At 70.5% G+C, this 19054-nt stretch carries 18 protein-coding genes; 8 read left to right on the top strand and 10 right to left on the bottom strand.

All coding sequences use genetic code 11. The features are described 5' to 3' along the window. Nucleotides 1-109: 109 nt before the first annotated feature. The 3 genes from PKE85_RS17335 to PKE85_RS17325 are packed head-to-tail and all read left to right on the top strand — an operon-like array spanning nucleotide 110 to nucleotide 2471. The gene (locus PKE85_RS17335; protein ID WP_271206013.1) at nucleotides 110-451 is read left to right on the top strand and encodes a PepSY domain-containing protein; all 342 of its coding nucleotides are present in this window, start codon (nucleotides 110-112) and stop codon (nucleotides 449-451) included. 1 nt (nucleotide 452) lies between these two features. Next, entirely contained in the window at nucleotides 453-1109 is a 657-nt protein-coding gene (locus PKE85_RS17330; protein WP_271206012.1) for a response regulator transcription factor, read from the top strand. Nucleotides 1110-1112: 3 nt separating this feature from the next. Continuing rightward, the gene (locus tag PKE85_RS17325; RefSeq protein WP_271206011.1) at nucleotides 1113-2471 is read left to right on the top strand and encodes a sensor histidine kinase; all 1359 of its coding nucleotides are present in this window, start codon (nucleotides 1113-1115) and stop codon (nucleotides 2469-2471) included. A 275-nt stretch (nucleotides 2472-2746) separates the two neighbouring features. Here the strand turns inward: PKE85_RS17325 and PKE85_RS17320 are convergent, their stop codons facing one another. Both PKE85_RS17320 and PKE85_RS17315 read right to left on the bottom strand, forming a co-directional pair. After that, on the bottom strand, nucleotides 2747-3613 hold the full coding sequence (locus PKE85_RS17320) for a transporter (protein WP_271206010.1): 867 nt from the start codon (nucleotides 3611-3613) through the stop codon (nucleotides 2747-2749). 355 nt (nucleotides 3614-3968) lie between these two features. Then, nucleotides 3969-5342: a TIGR03808 family TAT-translocated repetitive protein gene (locus PKE85_RS17315; RefSeq protein ID WP_271206009.1), complete on the bottom strand. Its 1374-nt coding sequence runs from the start codon at nucleotides 5340-5342 to the stop codon at nucleotides 3969-3971. A gap of 128 nt (nucleotides 5343-5470) precedes the next feature. On the opposite strand from PKE85_RS17315, the gene PKE85_RS17310 reads away from it, so the two are divergent. Beyond that, nucleotides 5471-6226 (top strand): TlyA family RNA methyltransferase, encoded by a 756-nt coding sequence (locus tag PKE85_RS17310; RefSeq protein ID WP_271206008.1) that lies wholly within the window; start codon nucleotides 5471-5473, stop codon nucleotides 6224-6226. Next, on the top strand, nucleotides 6219-7457 hold the full coding sequence (locus tag PKE85_RS17305) for a class I SAM-dependent RNA methyltransferase (protein ID WP_271206007.1): 1239 nt from the start codon (nucleotides 6219-6221) through the stop codon (nucleotides 7455-7457). Before PKE85_RS17310 ends, PKE85_RS17305 begins: the two co-directional genes overlap by 8 nt. Nucleotides 7458-7467: 10 nt before the next feature. Here PKE85_RS17305 and PKE85_RS17300 read toward each other — a convergent pair whose 3' ends face one another. The 6 genes from PKE85_RS17300 to PKE85_RS17275 form a co-directional block, all read right to left on the bottom strand. Further along, a complete protein-coding gene (locus tag PKE85_RS17300; protein ID WP_271206006.1) occupies nucleotides 7468-8082 on the bottom strand; it encodes a DsbA family protein in 615 nt (204 codons plus the stop codon). A 176-nt stretch (nucleotides 8083-8258) separates the two neighbouring features. Next, nucleotides 8259-9596: an oxalate/formate MFS antiporter gene (oxlT, locus tag PKE85_RS17295; RefSeq protein ID WP_487353019.1), complete on the bottom strand. Its 1338-nt coding sequence runs from the start codon at nucleotides 9594-9596 to the stop codon at nucleotides 8259-8261. A gap of 596 nt (nucleotides 9597-10192) precedes the next feature. After that, nucleotides 10193-10774 carry a histidine phosphatase family protein gene (locus tag PKE85_RS17290; protein ID WP_271206005.1) on the bottom strand — a complete coding sequence of 194 codons (582 nt, stop codon included), beginning with the start codon at nucleotides 10772-10774 and terminating at the stop codon, nucleotides 10193-10195. Further along, on the bottom strand, nucleotides 10771-11586 hold the full coding sequence (gene fabI / locus PKE85_RS17285) for an enoyl-ACP reductase FabI (protein ID WP_271206004.1): 816 nt from the start codon (nucleotides 11584-11586) through the stop codon (nucleotides 10771-10773). Before fabI ends, PKE85_RS17290 begins: the two co-directional genes overlap by 4 nt. 126 nt (nucleotides 11587-11712) lie before the next feature. Beyond that, complete coding sequence (locus PKE85_RS17280; RefSeq protein WP_271206003.1) at nucleotides 11713-12678, bottom strand: DnaJ C-terminal domain-containing protein; 966 nt, start codon at nucleotides 12676-12678, stop codon at nucleotides 11713-11715. A gap of 114 nt (nucleotides 12679-12792) precedes the next feature. Then, the gene (locus tag PKE85_RS17275; RefSeq protein WP_271206002.1) at nucleotides 12793-13305 is read right to left on the bottom strand and encodes an RT0821/Lpp0805 family surface protein; all 513 of its coding nucleotides are present in this window, start codon (nucleotides 13303-13305) and stop codon (nucleotides 12793-12795) included. 204 nt (nucleotides 13306-13509) lie between these two features. Here PKE85_RS17275 and pdxH point away from each other — a divergent pair, with 204 nt between their 5' ends. The 3 genes from pdxH (at nucleotide 13510) to PKE85_RS17260 (ending at nucleotide 17425) form a co-directional block, all read left to right on the top strand. After that, nucleotides 13510-14106, top strand: coding sequence for a pyridoxamine 5'-phosphate oxidase (gene pdxH, locus PKE85_RS17270; protein ID WP_271206001.1), 597 nt, complete (start codon nucleotides 13510-13512; stop codon nucleotides 14104-14106). 28 nt (nucleotides 14107-14134) lie between these two features. Beyond that, nucleotides 14135-15025, top strand: a complete 891-nt coding sequence (locus PKE85_RS17265) for an SDR family NAD(P)-dependent oxidoreductase (protein ID WP_271206000.1) — start codon at nucleotides 14135-14137, stop codon at nucleotides 15023-15025. Between the two features lie 330 nt (nucleotides 15026-15355). Continuing rightward, nucleotides 15356-17425, top strand: coding sequence for a peptidase G2 autoproteolytic cleavage domain-containing protein (locus tag PKE85_RS17260; protein WP_271205999.1), 2070 nt, complete (start codon nucleotides 15356-15358; stop codon nucleotides 17423-17425). A gap of 57 nt (nucleotides 17426-17482) precedes the next feature. Here the strand turns inward: PKE85_RS17260 and PKE85_RS17255 are convergent, their stop codons facing one another. Continuing rightward, nucleotides 17483-18019: a GNAT family N-acetyltransferase gene (locus PKE85_RS17255; RefSeq protein WP_271205998.1), complete on the bottom strand. Its 537-nt coding sequence runs from the start codon at nucleotides 18017-18019 to the stop codon at nucleotides 17483-17485. A 114-nt stretch (nucleotides 18020-18133) separates the two neighbouring features. Next, nucleotides 18134-18997: a glutamate racemase gene (gene murI / locus PKE85_RS17250; protein ID WP_271205997.1), complete on the bottom strand. Its 864-nt coding sequence runs from the start codon at nucleotides 18995-18997 to the stop codon at nucleotides 18134-18136. Between the last annotated feature and the right edge of the window lie 57 nt (nucleotides 18998-19054).

Raw genomic sequence — 19054 nt, 5'->3', positions numbered from 1 at the left:
GCGCGATGAGCGCGCCGGGATCGGGACGCACCCTGGCCCATGCCGCCCCGCGCGCTCCTGACGACGGCCGTCAGCGAATTGTCAGCGAAGCAGGATCAGGCTCCGGCGCATGACCGGTCTTTCTCCCGTCCTGCACTGGATCCGCACGCTCGCCGTCGCCGTGGCGCTCACGCCCATGCTGGCGATCGGCCAGCCGGCCCCCGACCACTCCGACGACGCGCACGAGCATTACGAAGCGGGCGAGGCGCTGAAGTCCGGTCGGGTGCGGCCGCTGGAGGAGATCATCGCGCTGGCGCGCAAGGAGATCGGCGGGGAGATCATCGAGATCGAGTTCGAGCACGACGACGGCCGCTACATCTACGAGCTTGAGATCATCTCGCCGTCGGGCAAGCTGCTGGAGGTGAAGATCGACGCCGCGACCGGCGCGATTCTGTCGCGCGAAGGGGAGTAGCATGCGCCTGCTGGTGGTCGAGGACGACCCGCGCATCGGCGAGGACGTGCGCACGGTGCTGACCGCCGCCGGCTACGCCGTCGACCTGGTGACGGAAGGGCGCGACGCCTGGTTCAGGGGCGACACCGAGGATTACGACCTCGTGGTGCTCGATCTCGGCCTGCCGAACATGGACGGGATCAGCGTGCTCAAGCAGTGGCGGGCCGCCGGCCGGCACATGCCGGTGCTCATCCTCACCGCGCGGGGAAGCTGGGCGGAGCGGGTGGAGGGCATCGACGCCGGCGCCGACGACTATCTGCCGAAGCCGTTCCAGTTCGAGGAGCTGCTGGCGCGGGTGCGGGCGCTGATCCGCCGCTCGGTCGGCCACGGCGCCGCCACCATCGAGATCGGCGAGCTGACCATCGACACCCGCACCATGCGGGTGGCGCAGAACGGGCTGCCGCTCAACGTCACACCGCTGGAGTATCGGCTCGTCAGCTATCTGGCCCATCACCGCGGCCGGGTGGTGTCGACCACCGAGCTGCAGGACCACGTCTACGGCGACGACTTCTCCCGCGACGCCAACGCGCTGGAGGCGATGGTGGCGCGGCTGCGCAAGAAGCTCGGCGCGGAGGCGATCACCACCCGCAGGGGCTTCGGCTACATGATGGGCGCCTGACCGGTGCTGAACCGGCTGTCGCTGCGCCTCCGGCTCGTCTTCGCGGGCCTCGCCTCCGTGGGGCTGGCGCTGGTGGCCGCCTTCTTCGGCCTGTCGCTGCTGTTCGAGCGCCATGTGGAGCGCCGGGTGGCGGAGGAGCTCACGCTGCACCTCAACCAGGTCATCGCGGGTCTCGGGCGCGACGGCGGCGGCGCGCTGGACGTGCTGCGCCCGCTGGTGGACCCGCGCTTCGAGCGCCCGCTGTCGGGGCTGTACTGGCAGGTGGCGAGCGACGGCGGCGTTCGCCGTTCGCGCTCGCTGTGGGACGCCACGCTGACGCTGCCGGACCCGCCGGGTCCCGCGCCGCTGCAGACCACGATCGCCGGCCCCGGCGGCGCGCCGCTGCTGCTGGTGCTGCGCGAGGTGGTGACCGACCGCCGTCTCGGCTCCCAGAGGGTGACGGCGGCGGTGGCGATCGACCGCTCCGACATCACCCGCGCCACCGCCGACTTCCGGCGCGACCTGCTGCCCTATCTCGCCTTGCTGGCGCTGCTGCTGCTGGCGGCGAGCGCGGCGCAGATCGCGATCGGGCTCCGGCCGCTCACCGAACTGAGGCTGCGGATCGCCCGCATCCGCAGCGGCGCCTCGCAGCGTCTCGGCAGCGACTTCCCGAAGGAGGTGCAGCCGCTCACCTCCGAGGTGGACGCGCTGCTGCAATCCCGCGAGGAGCAGTTGCGCAAGGCGCGAGAGCGCGCCGCCGACCTCGCCCACCGGCTGAAGACCCCGCTGCAGGCGCTCGCCGGCGACGTGCTGCGGCTGCGGGCGGCGGGTCAGGCCAAGGCGGCGGACGACATCGATGGGCTGATCGCCACCATGCGCCGCCTCGTGGACCACGAGATGGCGCGGGCCCGCATCGCCGACCGGGACCGCCGGGCGCGCACCGATCCGGCGAAGGCGATGCGGGACGTGGTGAGCGTCCTGCGCCGCACGCCCCGGGGCGAAGAGCTGGATTGGACGATCGAGGCGCCGGACGACCTGCGCGTCGACATGGACGCGGACGATCTGGCCGAACTCCTCGGCGTGCTGACGGAAAACGCCGCGCGCTACGGCCGGCTCAGCGTCCGCCTCGCCGCCAGGCGGACGGGCCGCGAAGCCGTGATCGTGATCGAGGACGACGGCGCCGGCGTGCCGCCGGACAAGCTCGCCAACGTGCTGAAGCGGGGAGAGCGGCTGGACACCACCAGCGGCGGCGCCGGGCTCGGTCTGTCGATCGCCTCGAGCCTGGCGGAGGCCGCCGGCGGGGCGCTGGCGCTGGAGAACCGGGTCAGCGGCGGCCTGCGGGTCACGCTGCGCCTGCCGCTGTCGCCTGAACTCGAAGCCTGACGACGCCTTCCCTCCGACGGCTTCGATCCTCCTTGGCGCAGGCTTCAGACCGGCTGGACGCTCACTCGCCGTCATGCCCGCCGCAGGCGGATGTCCGAACCGGCGCTTCGGCGAAGCGCGCGCTCGCCGGATCGGCGTCGGACGACGCCCCGCCTCCCGATGCCGTGGCGCGAAGCGCAGGACGTCTCGCGACTGCGCTCGCCATATACGAAACGAAAACGGGGAGCGCCAAGGCGCTCCCCGTCCGAACCGGTTCTCTCAGGAACCGATCGATCTCAGTACTTGGTGACCAGCGGAGCCAGCGGCTTCTCGGGCGACCACAGCGGCACGATGATGCGCGACCAGAAGCGGGTGTCCTTGCCGCCGTAGTTCTTCTGGTAGACGTCGCGGGTCAGGTAAGCCTGCAGGATGACCGGACCGAAGTTGTAGCCGACGAGCGGGCCGAGCGCGAACTGGCTCTGCTTGGCGACGCCGCGCGGCGAGTTGTAGTCCCAGGAACCGTAAGCGGCGAGACCGAGCTCCCACTTGCCGAAGGTCTTGGTGGCCGTCAGATCGAGGTTGAAGAAGTCCGGGTAGCGGTAGCCGCGGTCTTCGTCGATGTGAATGCCGTTGATCAGGTTCGCCGTCAGGTTCCAGCCGTCAGCGGTGTAGCTGACCGCGGCGGCGTGGTTGAACGAGGTCGACTGGAAGGCGAGATCGTTCGAGCCGGCGTTGAAGTAGAAGCCGGCGTAGTAGCTGAAGCCGAAGCCGCCGCCGAGATCCCAGGCGAGCTGGACGGCCGCGAACGGGTTGTAGAAGCCGTACTCGGTGTCGCCGCCAAGGTTGTTGTCGGTCGCGACATGGATCAGCGGGGTGGCGACCAGAACCTGGACGCGGCCGCCGAGCACCTGCCACGGGGTCGACCAGGCGATGACCGGGATGTCGACGGCGACGGTCACGTCGCCACGGCCGCCATTGCCGTCACGCACGCGACGAACGCCCCAGTCGAGCGTGTTCACGAAGTACACGCCTTCCGGCAGCGGAGCGCCAGCGGCGAGGCCGACGCGCTCACCCGGCTGCGTCACGGAGCCCGCGAAGGCCGCGGTGGTCATGGCGCCCAGCGCAAAGGCGCCTGCCGCCGCATACTTCATCACAGTGTTCATTCGTTCCTTCCTCCGATCGACGCCCCTTTTCCGGGCGCGCCGCTTATCCGAGATCAATTTCGTTTCCGCTTTCGGTTTGCGCTTGCCACCCTCTCAAATCGAAAGTCAGCAACCGCACGACTAAAGGCGAATAAGCGTCCCCCGACTCGGCTCCGCTGGATGCAGAGGACAGTTTTTGCGCGCCGAATGCTACTCCCCTAACGGTCGCTCAATCTCATTCCCACGGGACTGTCTCTGAAATGTCGCAACGCCGCCATTGTTAAGAAGCTGTTAACCTTATTGTTCTTTGCGACGCAGCAAAGGTTGCGGCTTTTCTGAAATCTAAGAAATTCAAGTGGTTATAATCCGCATCCGATCAGCGGATCGTGTTCGATCCCACCGTCAGGCCTGGAAAACCGGCAGCGCCCACCACGGCGAGGTCGCGGGTGGCGGCTTCGGTCCAGCGGTAGCCGACGACCGCGCCCTTGCGCGACCCCGCGATGACGTTGCCGGCGATGGTGGTCGGGCCGGCCCCGTCCACCACGGAGACGCCGATTCCCACCTCGCACTCGCGGATGACGTTGCCGCTCACGGCGACGTCCCGGAGATAGGGACCCCATCCGGCGTAGATCCCGAACGCCGCCGCGTTTTCGATCACGTTGCCGGTGACCGCCGCGCCCGCCTCGATCCCGATCCCGAGGCCGTAGCCCTCGCCCGGCATGTCCAGCAGCTTGCGGCGGAACAGGTTGCGCAGCACGTTGCCCGTCACGGCGGCGAGCTTGCCGCCTTCCCTGAAGTTCGCGGCGGCGATCCCGCTCGCGGCGCCGTCCACCAGATTGCCGGACACCACGGCGCCGTCGAAGCCGAACTCCACGTAAAGCGCGGTCTCGCCGCCTTCGAGACAGACGTTGCCGGAGATCAGCACGTCGGTGGTCTCGTGGGCGCGCACGGCGGAGAAGGCGGAGCGCCGGATGGCGTTGCCGGAGACCATGACCCCGCCGGCCTTGGAGACGTTGACCGCGTTGCCGTTCCAGCCGAGCCCGCCGTCGAGCGCCCCCGTATCCTCGATGCGGTTGTTGGCGATGACCGAGCCGTCGTCGGCCTTGGCGCTGCGCCGCACCACGACGCCGTTGTTGCGGCAGCCGCGCACCAGATTGTCGCTGACCGTCACGCCCTTGCCGTCCATGCAGAACAGCCCCGCATGGCGCGCCTGTTCGATGTGGCTGCGACGCAGCGCGCCGCCCGAGCGCAGCAGCACGACGCCGCTGCCGCCGGCGTCCAGCACGGCGAGTTCATCCAGCGCGACCTCGCCCACGTCCTCCAGGTGCAGCGCGCCGGTCTGGAAATCGGCCGGCGCGCTGGCGCCGTCGAGCACAAGGCCGCGCAGGGCGATGCGCCTTACGCCCTTCGCCACCAGCAGCGGCCCCGGCGCCGCAAGCTCCAGCCGGGTCAGCTCCGGCGCGCCGACGAGAACGGCGCCCTCCGGCAGAGCGACGTTGGCGACCCGGTAGCGCCCCGGCGGAAGCGCCAGCGGCCGCGCCTCCTTCGCCGCACGGGCGAGCGCGCGGGCGAGCGCCGCGCTCTGGTCGCCGTCGCCGGGCTTCACGCCCAGCGCGCCCGCGTCGAGCGCGCCGACCATGGCCTGCGCGAGCCCCGGCGCGGCGAGGACCGCGGCGCCGGCGAGCGTCGCTCCGAGCAGCCGGCGACGGCCGACGTCCACCAGTTCAACGACGCCCGGCCCGTCCGTCATGCGCTCATCCCCCCGCTCAACTTCAAGGCTAAGCGTAACCCGGCCGCCGTTAACGCGCGCCCTCCCGCGCTGCGCGTCGATCTGCTAGAGAGGCGCGGTTTCCCGGAAGCGACGCCGCCACAGGACCCGTGTCCCAGCCTACGCCCTCCCTCCGACGGCGCGCCGACCAGCTTCTGGTCGAGCGCGGCCTGTTCGAAAGCCGCGCCAAGGCGCAGGCGGCGATCGCGGCCGGCGGCGTCACCGCGGACGGCCGGACGGTGGCGCGCGCCTCCGACATGGTGGCGCCGGACGCGACGATCTCAGCGGTTCCGGCGCACCCTTACGTGTCCCGGGGCGGAGTGAAGCTGGCCCATGCGCTGGACGTCTTCTCGATCGATGTCGCCGGCCGCCACGCGCTGGACGTGGGCGCCTCCACCGGCGGCTTCTCGCAGGTTCTGCTGGAGCGCGGCGCGGCGCATGTGACCGCGGTCGATGTGGGCCGCGACCAGCTGCACCCGAGCCTGCGCGGCCATCCGCGCCTCTCGAGCCTCGAAGAGACGGACATCCGCGCCCTCGATCGCGGGCGTCTGCCGGCGCCTCCGTCGCTGGTCGTGTGCGACGTCAGCTTCGCGCCGCTCGCCGCCGTGCTGCCGGCGGCGCTCGCGCTCGCACGTCCCGACGCGACGCTGGTGGCGCTGGTGAAGCCCCAGTTCGAGGTGGGCAAGCGCGACATCGGCAAGAACGGCGTGGTCAAGGACGCCGGCGCCCGCGAACGCGTGGTGGAGGCCGCCCGCGCGCTCGCCGCCGATATGCGCTTTGCGGAGCTTGGCGTCGTCCCCTCGCCCATCGCCGGCGGCGACGGCAATGTGGAGTACCTGCTCGGAGCGCGGCGCGGGAATGGTTGAACTCGTCACCATCGACCGGCTCGGCCATCGCGGCGACGGCGTGGCGGACACCGCCTCCGGGCCGCTTTTTATCCCCCGGGCGCTGCCCGGCGAACGGGTGGAGGTGGAGCGCGACGGCGACCGGGGCCGGCTGCTGGCGGTGCTGGAGCCTTCGCCGCAGCGTGTGGCGCCTTACTGCCCGGAGGTCGGGATCTGCGGCGGCTGCGCGCTGCAGGAGTTTGAACAGACGGCGGCGCTCGGCTGGAAGCGGGAGCTGCTGCTGGACGCCTTCCGCCGGGAACGGCTGGACGTGGCCGCCGTGACCGATCCCTGCCGCGACGCCCATGGCGAGGGCCGGCGGCGCGCCACCTTCCACGCCCGCGCCGACGCGGACGGCCGCGTGCGGGTCGGCTTCGCGCAGGCGCGCAGCCACGCCATCGCGGCGATCGACGCCTGCCCCCTGCTCGCCCCCGGCCTGCGCGGCGCGCTGCCGGCGGCGCGGGCGCTGGCCGCCACGCTCGCCCGCGCCGCCAAGCCGCTCGACATCGTCGTCACCGCCTCGGAGGGCGGGCTGGACGTCGATGTCCGGGGCCTCGGGGCGCCGTCGGAGGCGCTGCGGCTGAAGCTGGTCCAGCTCGCCGACCGGCTTGATCTGGCGCGGCTCGCGATCCATGGCGACGTGGTGGTGGAGCGGCGCAAGCCGCTGATCGCCATGGGCCGGGCCTGGGTCACGCCCGCGCCCGGCGGCTTCCTGCAGGCGACGGCGCTCGGCGAGGAGACCATCGTGAGCCTCGCCCGCGCCGCGCTGGCCAAACGCAGGAAGGTCGCGGACCTGTTCTGCGGCGTCGGGGCCTTCGCGTTCCGGTTCGCGGAGACCGCGGAGGTCTATGCGGCGGAGGCCGACCGCAAGGCGATCGCGGCGCTCGACGCCGCGGCGCGCAAGGCGCCGGGCCTGAAGCGCATCCGCGCCGAGGCCCGCGACCTGTTCCGCCGCCCCCTCACCGCGGCCGAGCTGAACGGCTTCGACGCGGTCGCCTTCGACCCGCCGCGCGCGGGCGCGGAGGCGCAGGCGCGGATGATCGCGGAGTCGAAGGTTCCGCTGGTGGTGGCGGTCTCCTGCGACGCGGGAACGCTCGCCCGCGACGCCGCCATCCTGATCCGCGGCGGCTACCGGCTGACCAAGCTGACCCCGGTGGACCAGTTCCGCCACGCCGCCCATGTGGAGGCGGTGGGCGTGTTCCAGCGGCCCTGAGGGCCGCTCGTCAGCCCTTCTGGCGCGCCCGCGCCCTGGCCACGGCCGCCTTGAAGCGCTCCACGTCGGGGGCCTCCGCCACCAGCAGCGGCCCGACCAGATAGATCGGCGTGCCGGGAAACCCCATGCCCTTGGCCTGGGCGTCGTTGCGCTTGAGCAGGGCGACGATCGCCGCCTCGTCCCGCGCGGCGTCCCGGCGCAGCCGGTCCATGTCGACGCCGGCCGCGGCGACCGCTTCGTCCAGATCCGTGGTCGGCCGGCTCGCGCCCTTCAGCGCCATCAGCGCCGCATGCGCCGTCTCGTAGCGTCCCTGCCGGTGGGCGGCGAGCGCGAGCTTGGCGCCGTAGACCGAATTGCGTCCGAGGATCGGCCAGTCCTTGTAGACCAGCCGCACGCGGCCATCCTCCCGCACCACCGTCTTCAACGCCGGCGCCGAGGTTTTGCAGTAGGGGCAGTTGTAGTCGAGGAAGGCGACGAGGGTGACGTCGCCGCGCGGCGCGCCGCCGACCGGGGCCGCGGGATCGCCCACGATCATCTCGCGGGACAGATCGTCGGCTGCGGCCGGCCCCGCGGCCAGCGCCGCGCCCGCCGTCAGGATCAAGGCGTGGCGCCGTGTGATCGTCATGCCCGTGTCCCCTTGTGACTTCAAGACCACTTCCGCTTGGGCCAGAACGGCGGCTTTCCCATGGCGCGGCCGGAATCCGGAACAGCAAAAAAGGCGGGCTCTTGGGGAGCCCGCCTTCAGTGAGGCGAGAGGCGGTTATGGGAGAACCCGCCCCTCGCCGCGAGGGTTCTTGAAGATCAGGCGCGGGCGAGCGAGCTCTTGCCGTCGGCGGCCGGCGCGACCTCGTCCCGGGTCGCCGGATGGGCGATGCCGGAGCGGCGGACGTGCTCGGCCAGGATCGGCCGCAGGGCGACGATCGCGAGGAAGGCGGCCAGCAGGTCCATGGAGGCGACGGTGTAGAGCACGGTGGCCCAGGTGCCGGTCGCTTCCATCAGCAGGTTGCCGACGGGGACGAACAGCGCGCCGATGCCCTTGGCGCAGTACAGCACGCCATAGATCTTGCCGATGTGCTTGGTGCCGAAGGCGTCGCCGGCGAGAGCCGAGAACAGGGAGTAGACTTCGCCCCAGGCCAGGAACACCACGCCGGACAGGATCAGGAAGGCGTAGGGGTTATGGCCGAAGTAGCCGAGCGCGATGATGCCGAGGCCTTCGAGGGTGAAGGCGATGACCATCGTCTTCTCGCGGCCGATGTTGTCCGAGATCCAGCCGAACAGCGGGCGGGAGATGCCGTTCATGATGCGGTCGAGCATCAGGGCGAGCGGCAGGGCGGCCATGGTGAAGAAGTAGAGGTTGACGCTGTAGTTCTTGACGCCGAGATCCTGCGCGATGACGCCGAGCTGAGCGACCGCCATCATGCCGCCGGTCACGACGCAGATGAACATGAAGAACATCAGCCAGAACAGCTTGGTGCGCATGGCCTCCGTCAGCGTGTAGTCGCGGCGGGACTGGGCGATCTTGTCGGAGACCTTCACTTCGTCCTTGGACGGAGCGCGCAGGAACATGGCGGCCACGAAGGCCAGGATGCCCTGCAGGATGCCGAAGAACAGGAAGGTGGACTGGAAGCCCGACGACTGGATCATCGAGGCGATCGGCAGGATGGTCGCCGCCGAGCCCATGCCGTAGCCGCCGGCGGTCAGGCCGACCGCGAGGCCGCGACGGTCCGGGAACCACTTCAGCGCGTTGTTGATGCAGGTGGCGTAGATGCAGCCCACGCCGATGCCGCCCACGGCCGCGCCGAGGTAGAAGCCCGCGAGCGAGGTCGCCTGGGAGTTGATGACCCACGACGCGCCCATGAACAGGGCGCCGAAGGCGACCATGGCGCGCGGGCCGTACTTGTCGATGAAGTAGCCTTCGATCGGCGTCAGCCAGGTCTGCACCAGCACGAAGATGGTGAAGGCGATCTGGATGGACGCGCGGTCCCAGCCGAAGGTGGACTGGATCTCGGGGACGAACAGCGTCCACGCGTACTGGATGTTCGCGGTCGCGATCATGCAGACGACGCCGACGACGATCTGCGTCCAACGTTTCTTTTCAGAGACGTTTGGCCTCAGCGCGGGATTGGAAGGTTGGCTCACTGGACTTTCCTCTCTCTTCGGTCGGCCTTGAGGCCGTTTATGTCGTTGTTTTTCGCCGATCTCTTGGACTTCCGTCCTACCGGCGTTTTTCCACAGAAGCGGCGCGCGGAACCCCTCTTGACAGCTTTTGGGGATCCCGCCGCTGAGAGCGGCCTTTTCGGCCTTGAATTCGCGCTGGACTGAGACTGAACGCCGCAGACTTCGCGTCATTTGGTCTCTTGCTTCCACCCCCTCCGTCTGACCGGCCTCCCTCCGATCGGCCTTCGAGGGCTCATGCGACAGTTTGGCTTACTCTTTTCTGCATAACTGGCATGCAAAATATGGCATGCCAAGCCCGACCTGTTAAAGCGCCCGCACGGGGCTCAAGCTTCACGTCTCCGTGAGATCATCGGGGCGCACATTGCTCAGACGAAATATTCTTATTCAATTTCAGCATCTTGATGAAGAAGCCCGCCCGGCGGCGCAGCTGCGCGAAATCGTCTCGCGCCCTTGTGGATACGCCGCAGCGCACACACGTGGCGGTGTCGCGCACAAAACGGCGAATCTGGGGTGGCCCACTGGTCGACCAGGAACGAACCACGCGGTCGAAGCGGCGCTCAGATCCAGCGCCAGCCGCCGGCGTCGAAGGCGAGCGCCCGGCCCTGAACGATGGGCATCCCGTGCAGCTTCTCCCGCGGAACGCCGCCGAGCAGGTGCAGCAGAGCGCGCGACACCCCGCCATGGACCACCAGCACGGCGGGTCCCTCGATCTCGTCCAGCGCGGCGTCCACCCGGACCGCCAGGTCGTCGTAGCTCTCGCCCTCCGGCGGCCGGTAGGACCACCGGTCGGCGTCGCGGGCGCGCATGGCGGCGGGCTGCCGTTCGCGGATCGCCGCCATGGTGGAGCCTTCCCAGAGGCCGAAGGACAGCTCCTTCAGCCGGGGATCGGTGCGGAAATCGTCGGCGGGCAGACCGAGCGCGGCCCGCATCAGCCGCATGGTCTCGGTGGCGCGCGACAGCGGGCTCGCCACGAAGGCGCGCCCCGTCAGATCGACCGGCGCGGCGGCGATCAGGCGTCCCACCGCCGCCGCCTGATCGCGGCCGCGCGCGTTGAGCGGGATGTCGGTCTGGCCCTGCAGCCGGCCGTCGGCGTTCCAGTCGGTCTCCCCGTGCCGGACGACGATCAGGTCGCGGCTCACCCCGCGACCGACATGTCCGGCGCGTCGGGGTTCTTCATGCCGACGATGTGGTAGCCCGCGTCCACGTGGTGGACCTCGCCGGTGACGCCACGTCCGAGATCGGACAGCAGGTAGAGGGCGCTGTCGCCCACCTCCTCGATCGATACCGTGCGGCGCAGCGGGGCGTTGTATTCGTTCCACTTCAGGATGTAGCGGAAGTCTCCGATGCCCGAGGCCGCCAGCGTCTTGATGGGCCCCGCCGAGATGGCGTTGACGCGGATGGCGTTGGGGCCGAGATCGGCGGCGAGGTAGCGCACGCTCGCCTCGAGCGCGGCCTTGGCCACGCCCATGACGTTGTAATGCGGCATCCACTTCTCGGCGCCGTAATAGGTCAGCGTCAGGATCGAGCCGCCGTTGGTCATCAGCTTCTCGGCCCGCTGCGCCACCGCGGTCAGCGAGTAGCACGAGATGAACATGGTCTTGTTGAAGTTGTCCGCCGTGGTCTCGACGTAGCGGCCGTCGAGCTGGTCCTTGTCCGAGAACGCGATGGCGTGGACCACGAAGTCGAGCCCGCCCAGAACCTCGCCGGTCTTCTCGAACACCGCGTCGATGGTGGCGGCGTCGGTCACGTCGCAATGGCCCACCACCTCGGCCCCGAGTTCGGCCGCCAGCGGCTCCACGCGCTTCTTCAGCGCCTCGCCCTGATAGGTGAAGGCGAGCTTGGCGCCGGCGTTGGCCGCGGCTTTCGCGATGCCCCAGGCGATGGATCGGTTGTTGGCGACGCCCATGACCAGGCCCCGCTTGCCGGCCATCAACCCCTGGGACATGGACATGAAACACCTCTTGCAGCGCACAACGCTTCGTCAGCGGTGGCTATGGCATAGGCTTCGGGAGCCTTTCAAGCCGCGGTGATCGCCGCGCCATCACAGCAGGTTTCAGTGAGCGACAATTTCCGCCGCTCACGTCCTCGGGTCGTAAGGCGCATCGTCGCGCATCGTCCGGGCGAAGGCCTCCAGCTTCGGATCGCCGCCCTTGGGCAGCGCGATGCGAAGCTCCACCAGCAGGTCGCCGGCGGAGCCGGCCTCGCCGATGCCCTTGCCGCGCAGCCGCAGCGTCCGGCCGCTGTCGGAGCCCGGCGGCACGGTCAGCTCCACCTGCCCGCCGAGCGTTGGAACCCGCACCTTCGCGCCCAGCACCGCCTCGTAGATCGTCACCGGAACCTGCACCCTCACGTCCCGGCCGTCGGCCCGGAACTGGGCGTCGGGCGCCACCAGAATCGTCACCAGCGCGTCGCCGGGAGCGCCTCCGAGCCCGCTCGGCCGCCCCTGCCCGCGCAGGCGGATGCTCTTGCCCGGCTCGATTCCGGCCGGAACCGTCACGTTGAGCTCCTTGCCGGTCGGCAGGCGCACGCGCTGCTTGGCTCCCCGCGCCCAGTCGCGGAACGGCACCGTCAATTCCACCGCCACGTCCTCGCCGCTCGGAGGCTCGCCGCCGAAGCCGCCGCCCGCGAAGCCGCCCGCGCCACGGGGCCGCCGGCCGCCGAAGGCGCCCAGAATGTCCTCGAAGATGTCCTCCGAGCCCGCGCCGGCCCGGCCGCGCCCGCCGAAAGGCGACCCGCCGCCGCCGAAGTTGAACTCGAAATGCGAACCGCGCGCGCCGGCGCCCGGTCCCGCGCCGCCGCCGGGAAACCCCTGGAAGCGGGGCTTGCCCTCGGCGTCGATCTCGCCGCGGTCGTACTGGCCCCGCTTCTCCGTGTCGGAGAGCAGGTCATAGGCCGTGCTGATCTCCGCGAACTTCTCCTTCGCGGAGGCGTCGTCGGGCTTGTGATCCGGGTGCCAGGTCTTGGCCAGCCGCCGGAACGCTTTCTTGATCTCGGCGTCGCTCGCCTGGCGCGTCACGCCGAGCACGTCATAGGGATCGCGCATCGCGTTCTGAATGTCCGTCCTTGCAGAGGGGGCGCGAGCGGAGGTCGTCGCTCCGCCGCCGTTTCCGGCAATGTGGGCGGAATGTCACTCAAATGCAACAGTCCGCAGCGCGGATCAGGCGCCCGCCCGCGTCGGCCGGATGGAGACCGCCTCCCAGTAGCCGGCGGCGGTGCGGCAGGCGTCGCCCTCCAGCCGCTGCTCCCGCCCGGCCATGCTGTAGCTGGCGGCGAAGGGGCGGCACAGCGCGCCGTTCTGGGTGATGGCCGCGGCGGAGGCGGTGAACGAGCCATAGGCTCCGCTGTCCGGATTGGCCCAGGGCACGGAGGCGTTGGGCGACGCGGCGCCCATGGCGAGGCCGAGCGCGCCGCGGGCGTAGGTCCAGTCCGCCGGCGACAGCGCAGGCGCGGTCTCGCCCACGGCGGCGGAGGCCTGGGGCGCGGCGTAAGCCGAAGGGGCGGCCGAGACCTGAGAGGCCGTCGCGGCCTCGGCCCCGGGCGGCGGCGCCAGCGGGGCCCGCGTCACCTTGTCCTGCGGGGCGGTCTGGCCCTGCGGGGCGGCGTGCGGAGCCTCGGGCCGGGCGATGCTGCCGGTCTTGATGTCGTCGTCGCCGAACAGCGGGTAGGACACGCTGCAGCCGCCGAGGCCGACGGCCGCGCACAGGGCGAGAACGGCGCCCCTGCCCCGCTGAAGCCCCGCTCGCGGGGCGGCGGCGGCTCGTGTACAGGTCGGGGGCGTGACAGCTTCGGACGAACGCTTACGCGGATCGCGGCTACGCATCGGCACTCGGAACAACTCCCTGATCGCCGGGAAAGTGAAGGACAGGAGCGGTTAATGTCGAGTGACTTCGACGCCACACGGGACCCTTACGTCCTGTTCGACGCCTGGATGGCGGAGGCCAGGGCCTCCGAAATCAACGATCCCAACGCCATGGCGCTCGCGACCGTCGATTCCGACGGCCTGCCGGACGTGCGGGTGGTGCTGCTGAACGGGCTCGACCGCCGGGGTCTCGTGTTCTTCACCAACGCCGAGAGCGCCAAGGGCGTGGAGCTTGAAGGCCAGCCCAAGGCGGCCGTGGTGTTCCACTGGAAGTCGCTGCGGCGGCAGATTCGCGCCCGCGGCCCGGTGAGCGAGGTCACGGCGGAGGAGGCCGACGCCTATTTCGCCACCCGCCCCCGCATCAGCCGGCTCGGCGCCTGGGCGTCGCAGCAGTCGCGTCCGCTTGGCTCGCGCGCCGAACTCGAGGCGGCGGTCGCCGCCCGCGACGCGGAGTTCGACGGCCGCGAGCCGCCGCGTCCGCCGCACTGGAAGGGCTACCGCATCGCGCCGGTCGCGTTCGAGTTCTGGCAGGACATGCCCTATCGTCTGCACGACCGCGTCACCTTCGTCGCCAGGAGCGACGGCTGGGACAAGACCCGCCTCTATCCGTGAAGCGTCCTCCGAAAGGCCCGCGCGCCGCATGAGCCGCCCGACCGATCCCCAGCCCGGCGACGCGCCGGCCGCATGCCCGTTCACCGGCGCGCGCGCCGGCGAGAGCGCCGCAGCGGCCTCCACGCCAGCGCCGGTCTCGCCGCCCCGGCCCGCCGCCGCGCCGAAGCCGCGCGACGCCGCCGGCGCGGAGCCCCGCAAGACGCTGCTCCTGACCGGCGCCAGCCGGGGCATCGGCCACGCCACGGTCAAGCGCTTCTCGGCCGCCGGCTGGCGCGTCATCACCTGCTCGCGCCACGCCTTCCCCGAACAGTGCCCTTGGGGCGCCGGCCCGGAGGACCACATCCAGGTGGACCTCGCCGATCCCGCCGACACGCTGCGGGCGATCGCCGAGATCCGCGACCGGCTCGACGACGGGATGATCCACGCGCTGGTGAACAACGCCGGCATCTCGCCCAAGGCCGAAGGCGGCGCCCGGCTGAACGCGCTCGGCACCGACCTCGACGACTGGAAGACCGTGTTCCAGGTCAACTTCTTCGCGCCGATCATGCTGGCGCGGGGACTGGCTGACGAGATCACCGCCGCCCGCGGCTCGATCGTGAACGTGACCTCGATCGCCGGCGGGCGGGTGCACCCCTTCGCCGGCGCGGCCTACGCCACCTCCAAGGCCGCGCTCGCCTCGCTCACCCGCGAGATGGCGGCGGATTTCGGCCCGCTGGGCGTGCGCGTCAACGCCATCGCGCCGGGCGAGATCGACACCGCCATCCTGTCTCCGGGCACGGAGAAGATGATCGGCCAGATCCCGCTGCGCCGCCTCGGCGCGCCGGACGAGGTGGCGAAAACGATTTATTTCCTATGCACGGACGCATCCGCCTACGTGACCGGGGCGGAAATCCACATCAACGGCGGCCAGCACGTCTGACGCCGCCCTTGGTGATTGAGTTTCCGGTTAGAAAATCAGGATCCTCCCGCCGCGAGCGACGGAATAACGGCCTAAGCGCCCTCAGCTCCACAGCTTTCATCTCATTTTCCTGATTTAGGAATTAAAGCTTGACGTGCGCGCCTTATCGGTACAAAACATGAACATCCGGTCCGGCACGACCTTCTGAACCGGGACCGGGCGCCCCTACGGCGCCGATCCGAAACCCGCCGCGTCCCAGCCGGACCGGACCCGACCCCACCGAGACCCTGCCGCCACGCGCCGCTCATCGCCGCGCGACGGACCGTCTCGCCCTTACGAGAGGACGACGCCATGGGCGTGAACTATCCGCTCAATCCCACCAACGGGCAGAGCTTCACCTACACCGACCCCGCCACGTCGACGGTCTACACTTTCACCTACACGGGCACGTCGCCGAACGGCCGCTGGTCCGTCTCGCCGAACGTGGAGCCCTTCGCCACCACCGACGCCCTGCCCCGCGTGAGCGCGCTGGAGAAGCGCGTCCCGGCGCTGCGCGACTACGGCGCCGTCGGCGATGGGACCACGAACGACACGGCCGCCATCAACGCCGCCATCGCCGCCAATCCCGGCGGCGTGGTGCTCATGGAGGGCAAGACCTACCGCTGGGTGGTCGCGAGCCTGCCGGACTTCACCACCTCGGGCGCCACGCTTTTCTTCGGTGGCTCCTTTACGATCGGAAACCCCAGCCCGGGCAGCACGATCGACATGGGGCGCGATCCTGACGGAGCGCTGATCTCGTACAATCGCGGCGCAGGCCTTGAGCTCGGCACCCGAGATCGCGCCTTGATCGCGGCGTCTGATCGGGTGACGCAGGTCAAGGACGCCGCAGGCTCGTATTCGGAAGGCTCGAATGTCGCGGCGATCGCTTCGTCTCGCGTCTACCAGCGCGGACTTCGCACCTTCGCCGCGGGCACGGAAACCACCGACATCGGCTTCGCCTTCAGCGTCGGCGCCATCGGCAACCGCTATTGCGAGGCCAGCGGCGAACGGTCCTTCGTGGCGGCGTCGCTGCTGTCCCGCATCTGGGGACAGTATCCGATCACCGATTATCAGGGCCGGTGGGGACTGCCTGCGGATGGCGGACCGTTCGCTGGAACGAACCAGCCGACGCCTGTCGGATCCACGTTCTACACGGGCATGATCGCCGCCGCCGCCACCGAAATCCGCAGCGGCACCAGCGTTTTCGCAGCGGCGACGAAAGGTGTCCACGACTCCGGCGACAGCGATTTCAAGTCGACCACTCCGGTGATCCTCAAGGGAACCTGCACCTGGGCCATCGGCGCGCGAAGCACCTCGTCCGTTGATGGCGTGCTGAACGGCCTGCTGAGCGCCCACGCCGGCGTCATCTCGGATACGGCGGGCGGCTGCGTCATCGCGGCGGCAGAAGACTGCAGCGTGCCGGCGGGCCGCTTCTCCGCGATCGTCGGCGCCAACAACTCCGACATCAACGCGCCCGGTTCGAGCGGCCCCATCCGCAACAACCTCATCGGCGGCTCTTACGGCGCATCCATCCGGAACGCGCTGTCCTCGGCGGTGATCGGCGGCACCAACGTCTACAGCTCCGGCTCCCGCTCGGTGGTTGCGGCCGGTCGCGGCGGCGAGAACGTGTCCAACGACGTGCTCGCCATCATGTACACCACCGCCGCCAAGCCGGCGACGCCGACGGGGTCCAACCAGGCCCGCAAGATCGTGCTCGAAGCGACGTCGGGCATTGGCCGCTTCGCGGGCGGCACCACCACCTCCGGCCTCGATTTCGCGGAGTACATGGAGAACCTGGTTCCGGGCGCGATCGAGCCCGGCCATGTTCTGGTGCGCGAGGGCCGCAAGGTGGCGATCGGCGTCCCGGGCGACACCCGGCCGCTGGCGGGCGTGCTGTCGGCGCGGCCGACCATCATCGGCGGCGACGGGCTGGAATGGGGCGGCAAGTACGTGCAGGACGAATGGGGCCGCGACCTCGAGGTCGACGTCGCCATGATCCGCTGGCCCGACCAGACCGACGAGACCGAGGCGGTGACGCTGAAGGGCTTCGACGGCCGCGTGGAGGACCTCGCGCCCGACGCCGTCATTCCCGACGCGGCCGAGCGCTACACGCTGCGGGACAAGGTGGTCAGCGACGGCTGGACGCCCGGCGTCGAGTACCGCTTCAAGTCGGAGCGTCCGGAGGAGTGGTCGCCGGTGGGCTATCTCGGCCAGATCCGGGTGCGCACCGGCGAAGCGGTGGCGGTCGGCGACTATGTGGGTCCCGGCGGCCTGAAGACCGACCGGGAGGGCATCGTGGTGATGGAGGTGCTGAATCCCTACGATGCGGATGCGGGCTACGGCGTCGCGCTCTGCTTCGTGGCGGTCCACGCCGCGGTCTGATCCGCGGTCACGACGCTGAAAGACTTCGCCCGGCCTCGCGCCGGGCGAACGTCCGTTTCACGCCGCCCGGTGCAGGGCGGCGCTCCTGCGGTACAGAACATGCGGCAGACCGGCGTGCTCGAACTCACGGTCGAAGCGGAAATCGAGCCGCTCCATCACCGCCAACGAATGGGTGTTGGTCAGCGTGGTGAAGGCCACGATCTCGTCGAGGCCCAGATTGTCGAAGCCGAGCTGCAGCGCCGCGGCGCCGATGCGGGTGGCGTGGCCCTTGCAGCGCATGCGCGGCGTCAGCGCGTAGGCGAGCTCCACCACATGTTCGCCCGCCGCCTCGCACATGCGGATGCCGGCCCAGCCGGCGAAGGCGCCGTCCCGCATGTCGCGCAGGAACCAGAGCCCGAACCCTTCGTCCCGCCAGTGGCCTCGCGCCCGCGCTATGAACGCGGCCGCGGCCTCTTCCGAGCGCACGCCGCCGAGAGTGGTCATCATGGCCGGGTCGGCGAAGGCGTTGGTCACCGCGTCGAGATAGCCGTCGTGGGGCACGTCCGCGAGCACGCCGCCGATCTCGACAATGGTGGGGAAGCGCTGGCGCAACATGACGAGCTCCTGTTCCGCCGTCTTGCGCGGCGTTCGCGTCAGGCGTCTCCCCGGCGCTGCGTCAAATTACATGCCCGGATCGTGGCAGTCTGAAGACGGCGCGCAAGCGCGACTTCAGTCTGTAAGGAGAATCACGTCGTTCTCGACGCGCGGCAGCCCGCGGGCGCGCAGCGCGGCCACGAGCGCCTCCGGCTGCGCGCGGTCGGAGGTGAAGACCGCGCGACCGGGCGGCGGAGGCTCGGTCCCCGAAGCGTGGGCCGCGAGCGCCGCCACCCGACGGGCGACCGCCGGCGCGGGGTCGATGAAGGCGGCCGGCCAGGGCGCGAGCCGCTCGAACCGTTTGGTCAGAAGCGGGAAATGGGTGCAGGCCAGCGCCACGGCGTCGGTGCGGCGGCCGTCCCGCTCCACGAAACAGGGCGCGAGTTCGGCGCGGATGGCGTCGTCGGAGACCGGCGCGCCCGACAGCTCGGCTTCCGCATAGGCCGCGAGGGTGCGGGAGCCCACCAGCGTTACTTCGGTCTGGCCTGCGAAGGCCTCCACCATCTCCCGGGTGTGCTCGCGCCGCACCGTGCCGGGGGTCGCGAGCACCGTGACGAGGCCGGACGTGGAGGCCGCCACCGCCGGCTTCACCGCCGGCACCGTGCCGACGAAGGGCAGCGCGAACCGCGCCCGCAGCGCCGGCAGCGCCAGCGTCGAGGCGGTGTTGCAGGCGATGACCACGATGTCCGGCCGCTCACGCGCGATCAGCCGCTCCATCACGCTCAGCACGCGGGCCACCAGCCGCTCGTCGGCGAGCGCGCCATAGGGGAAGGCGGCGTCGTCGGCGGCGTAGGTGAAGGCGGCGTCGGGGCGCGCGGCGCGCAGCTCCGCCAGCACCGTGAGGCCGCCCACGCCCGAATCGAACACCAGTATGCGCGGCGCCCGCGCAAGCGGCGGCAGGGCCGCGCTGTTCCGTCCTGCGAAGAGATCCACGCCCATTCCGCCCGCGCCGCCCGCAGCGCCTCGCCCCAAATCACACATCGCGATTGAACCGCG

Origin of the sequence: Methylopila jiangsuensis (assembly GCF_027922305.1) — a bacterium.
GTDB classification, from domain to species: Bacteria; Pseudomonadota; Alphaproteobacteria; order Rhizobiales; family Methylopilaceae; genus Methylopila; species Methylopila jiangsuensis.
Note: the sequence above shows the minus strand (reverse complement) of the source record. Positions and strands in the feature narration are given on the sequence as shown.

Bases quoted from the DNA above. Each gene is read 5' to 3' on its own strand.
- PKE85_RS17335 (WP_271206013.1), top strand. From the start codon at position 110: ATGACCGGTCTTTCTCCCGTCCTGCACTGGATCCGCACGCTCGCCGTC.
- PKE85_RS17330 (WP_271206012.1), top strand. From the start codon at position 453: ATGCGCCTGCTGGTGGTCGAGGACGACCCGCGCATCGGCGAGGACGTG.
- PKE85_RS17320 (WP_271206010.1), bottom strand. From the start codon at position 3,613: ATGAACACTGTGATGAAGTATGCGGCGGCAGGCGCCTTTGCGCTGGGC.
- PKE85_RS17315 (WP_271206009.1), bottom strand. From the start codon at position 5,342: ATGACGGACGGGCCGGGCGTCGTTGAACTGGTGGACGTCGGCCGTCGC.
- PKE85_RS17305 (WP_271206007.1), top strand. From the start codon at position 6,219: ATGGTTGAACTCGTCACCATCGACCGGCTCGGCCATCGCGGCGACGGC.
- PKE85_RS17300 (WP_271206006.1), bottom strand. From the start codon at position 8,082: ATGACGATCACACGGCGCCACGCCTTGATCCTGACGGCGGGCGCGGCG.
- fabI (WP_271206004.1), bottom strand. From the start codon at position 11,586: ATGTCCATGTCCCAGGGGTTGATGGCCGGCAAGCGGGGCCTGGTCATG.
- PKE85_RS17280 (WP_271206003.1), bottom strand. From the start codon at position 12,678: ATGCGCGATCCCTATGACGTGCTCGGCGTGACGCGCCAGGCGAGCGAC.
- pdxH (WP_271206001.1), top strand. From the start codon at position 13,510: ATGTCGAGTGACTTCGACGCCACACGGGACCCTTACGTCCTGTTCGAC.
- PKE85_RS17265 (WP_271206000.1), top strand. From the start codon at position 14,135: ATGAGCCGCCCGACCGATCCCCAGCCCGGCGACGCGCCGGCCGCATGC.
- PKE85_RS17260 (WP_271205999.1), top strand. From the start codon at position 15,356: ATGGGCGTGAACTATCCGCTCAATCCCACCAACGGGCAGAGCTTCACC.
- PKE85_RS17255 (WP_271205998.1), bottom strand. From the start codon at position 18,019: ATGTTGCGCCAGCGCTTCCCCACCATTGTCGAGATCGGCGGCGTGCTC.
- murI (WP_271205997.1), bottom strand. From the start codon at position 18,997: ATGGGCGTGGATCTCTTCGCAGGACGGAACAGCGCGGCCCTGCCGCCG.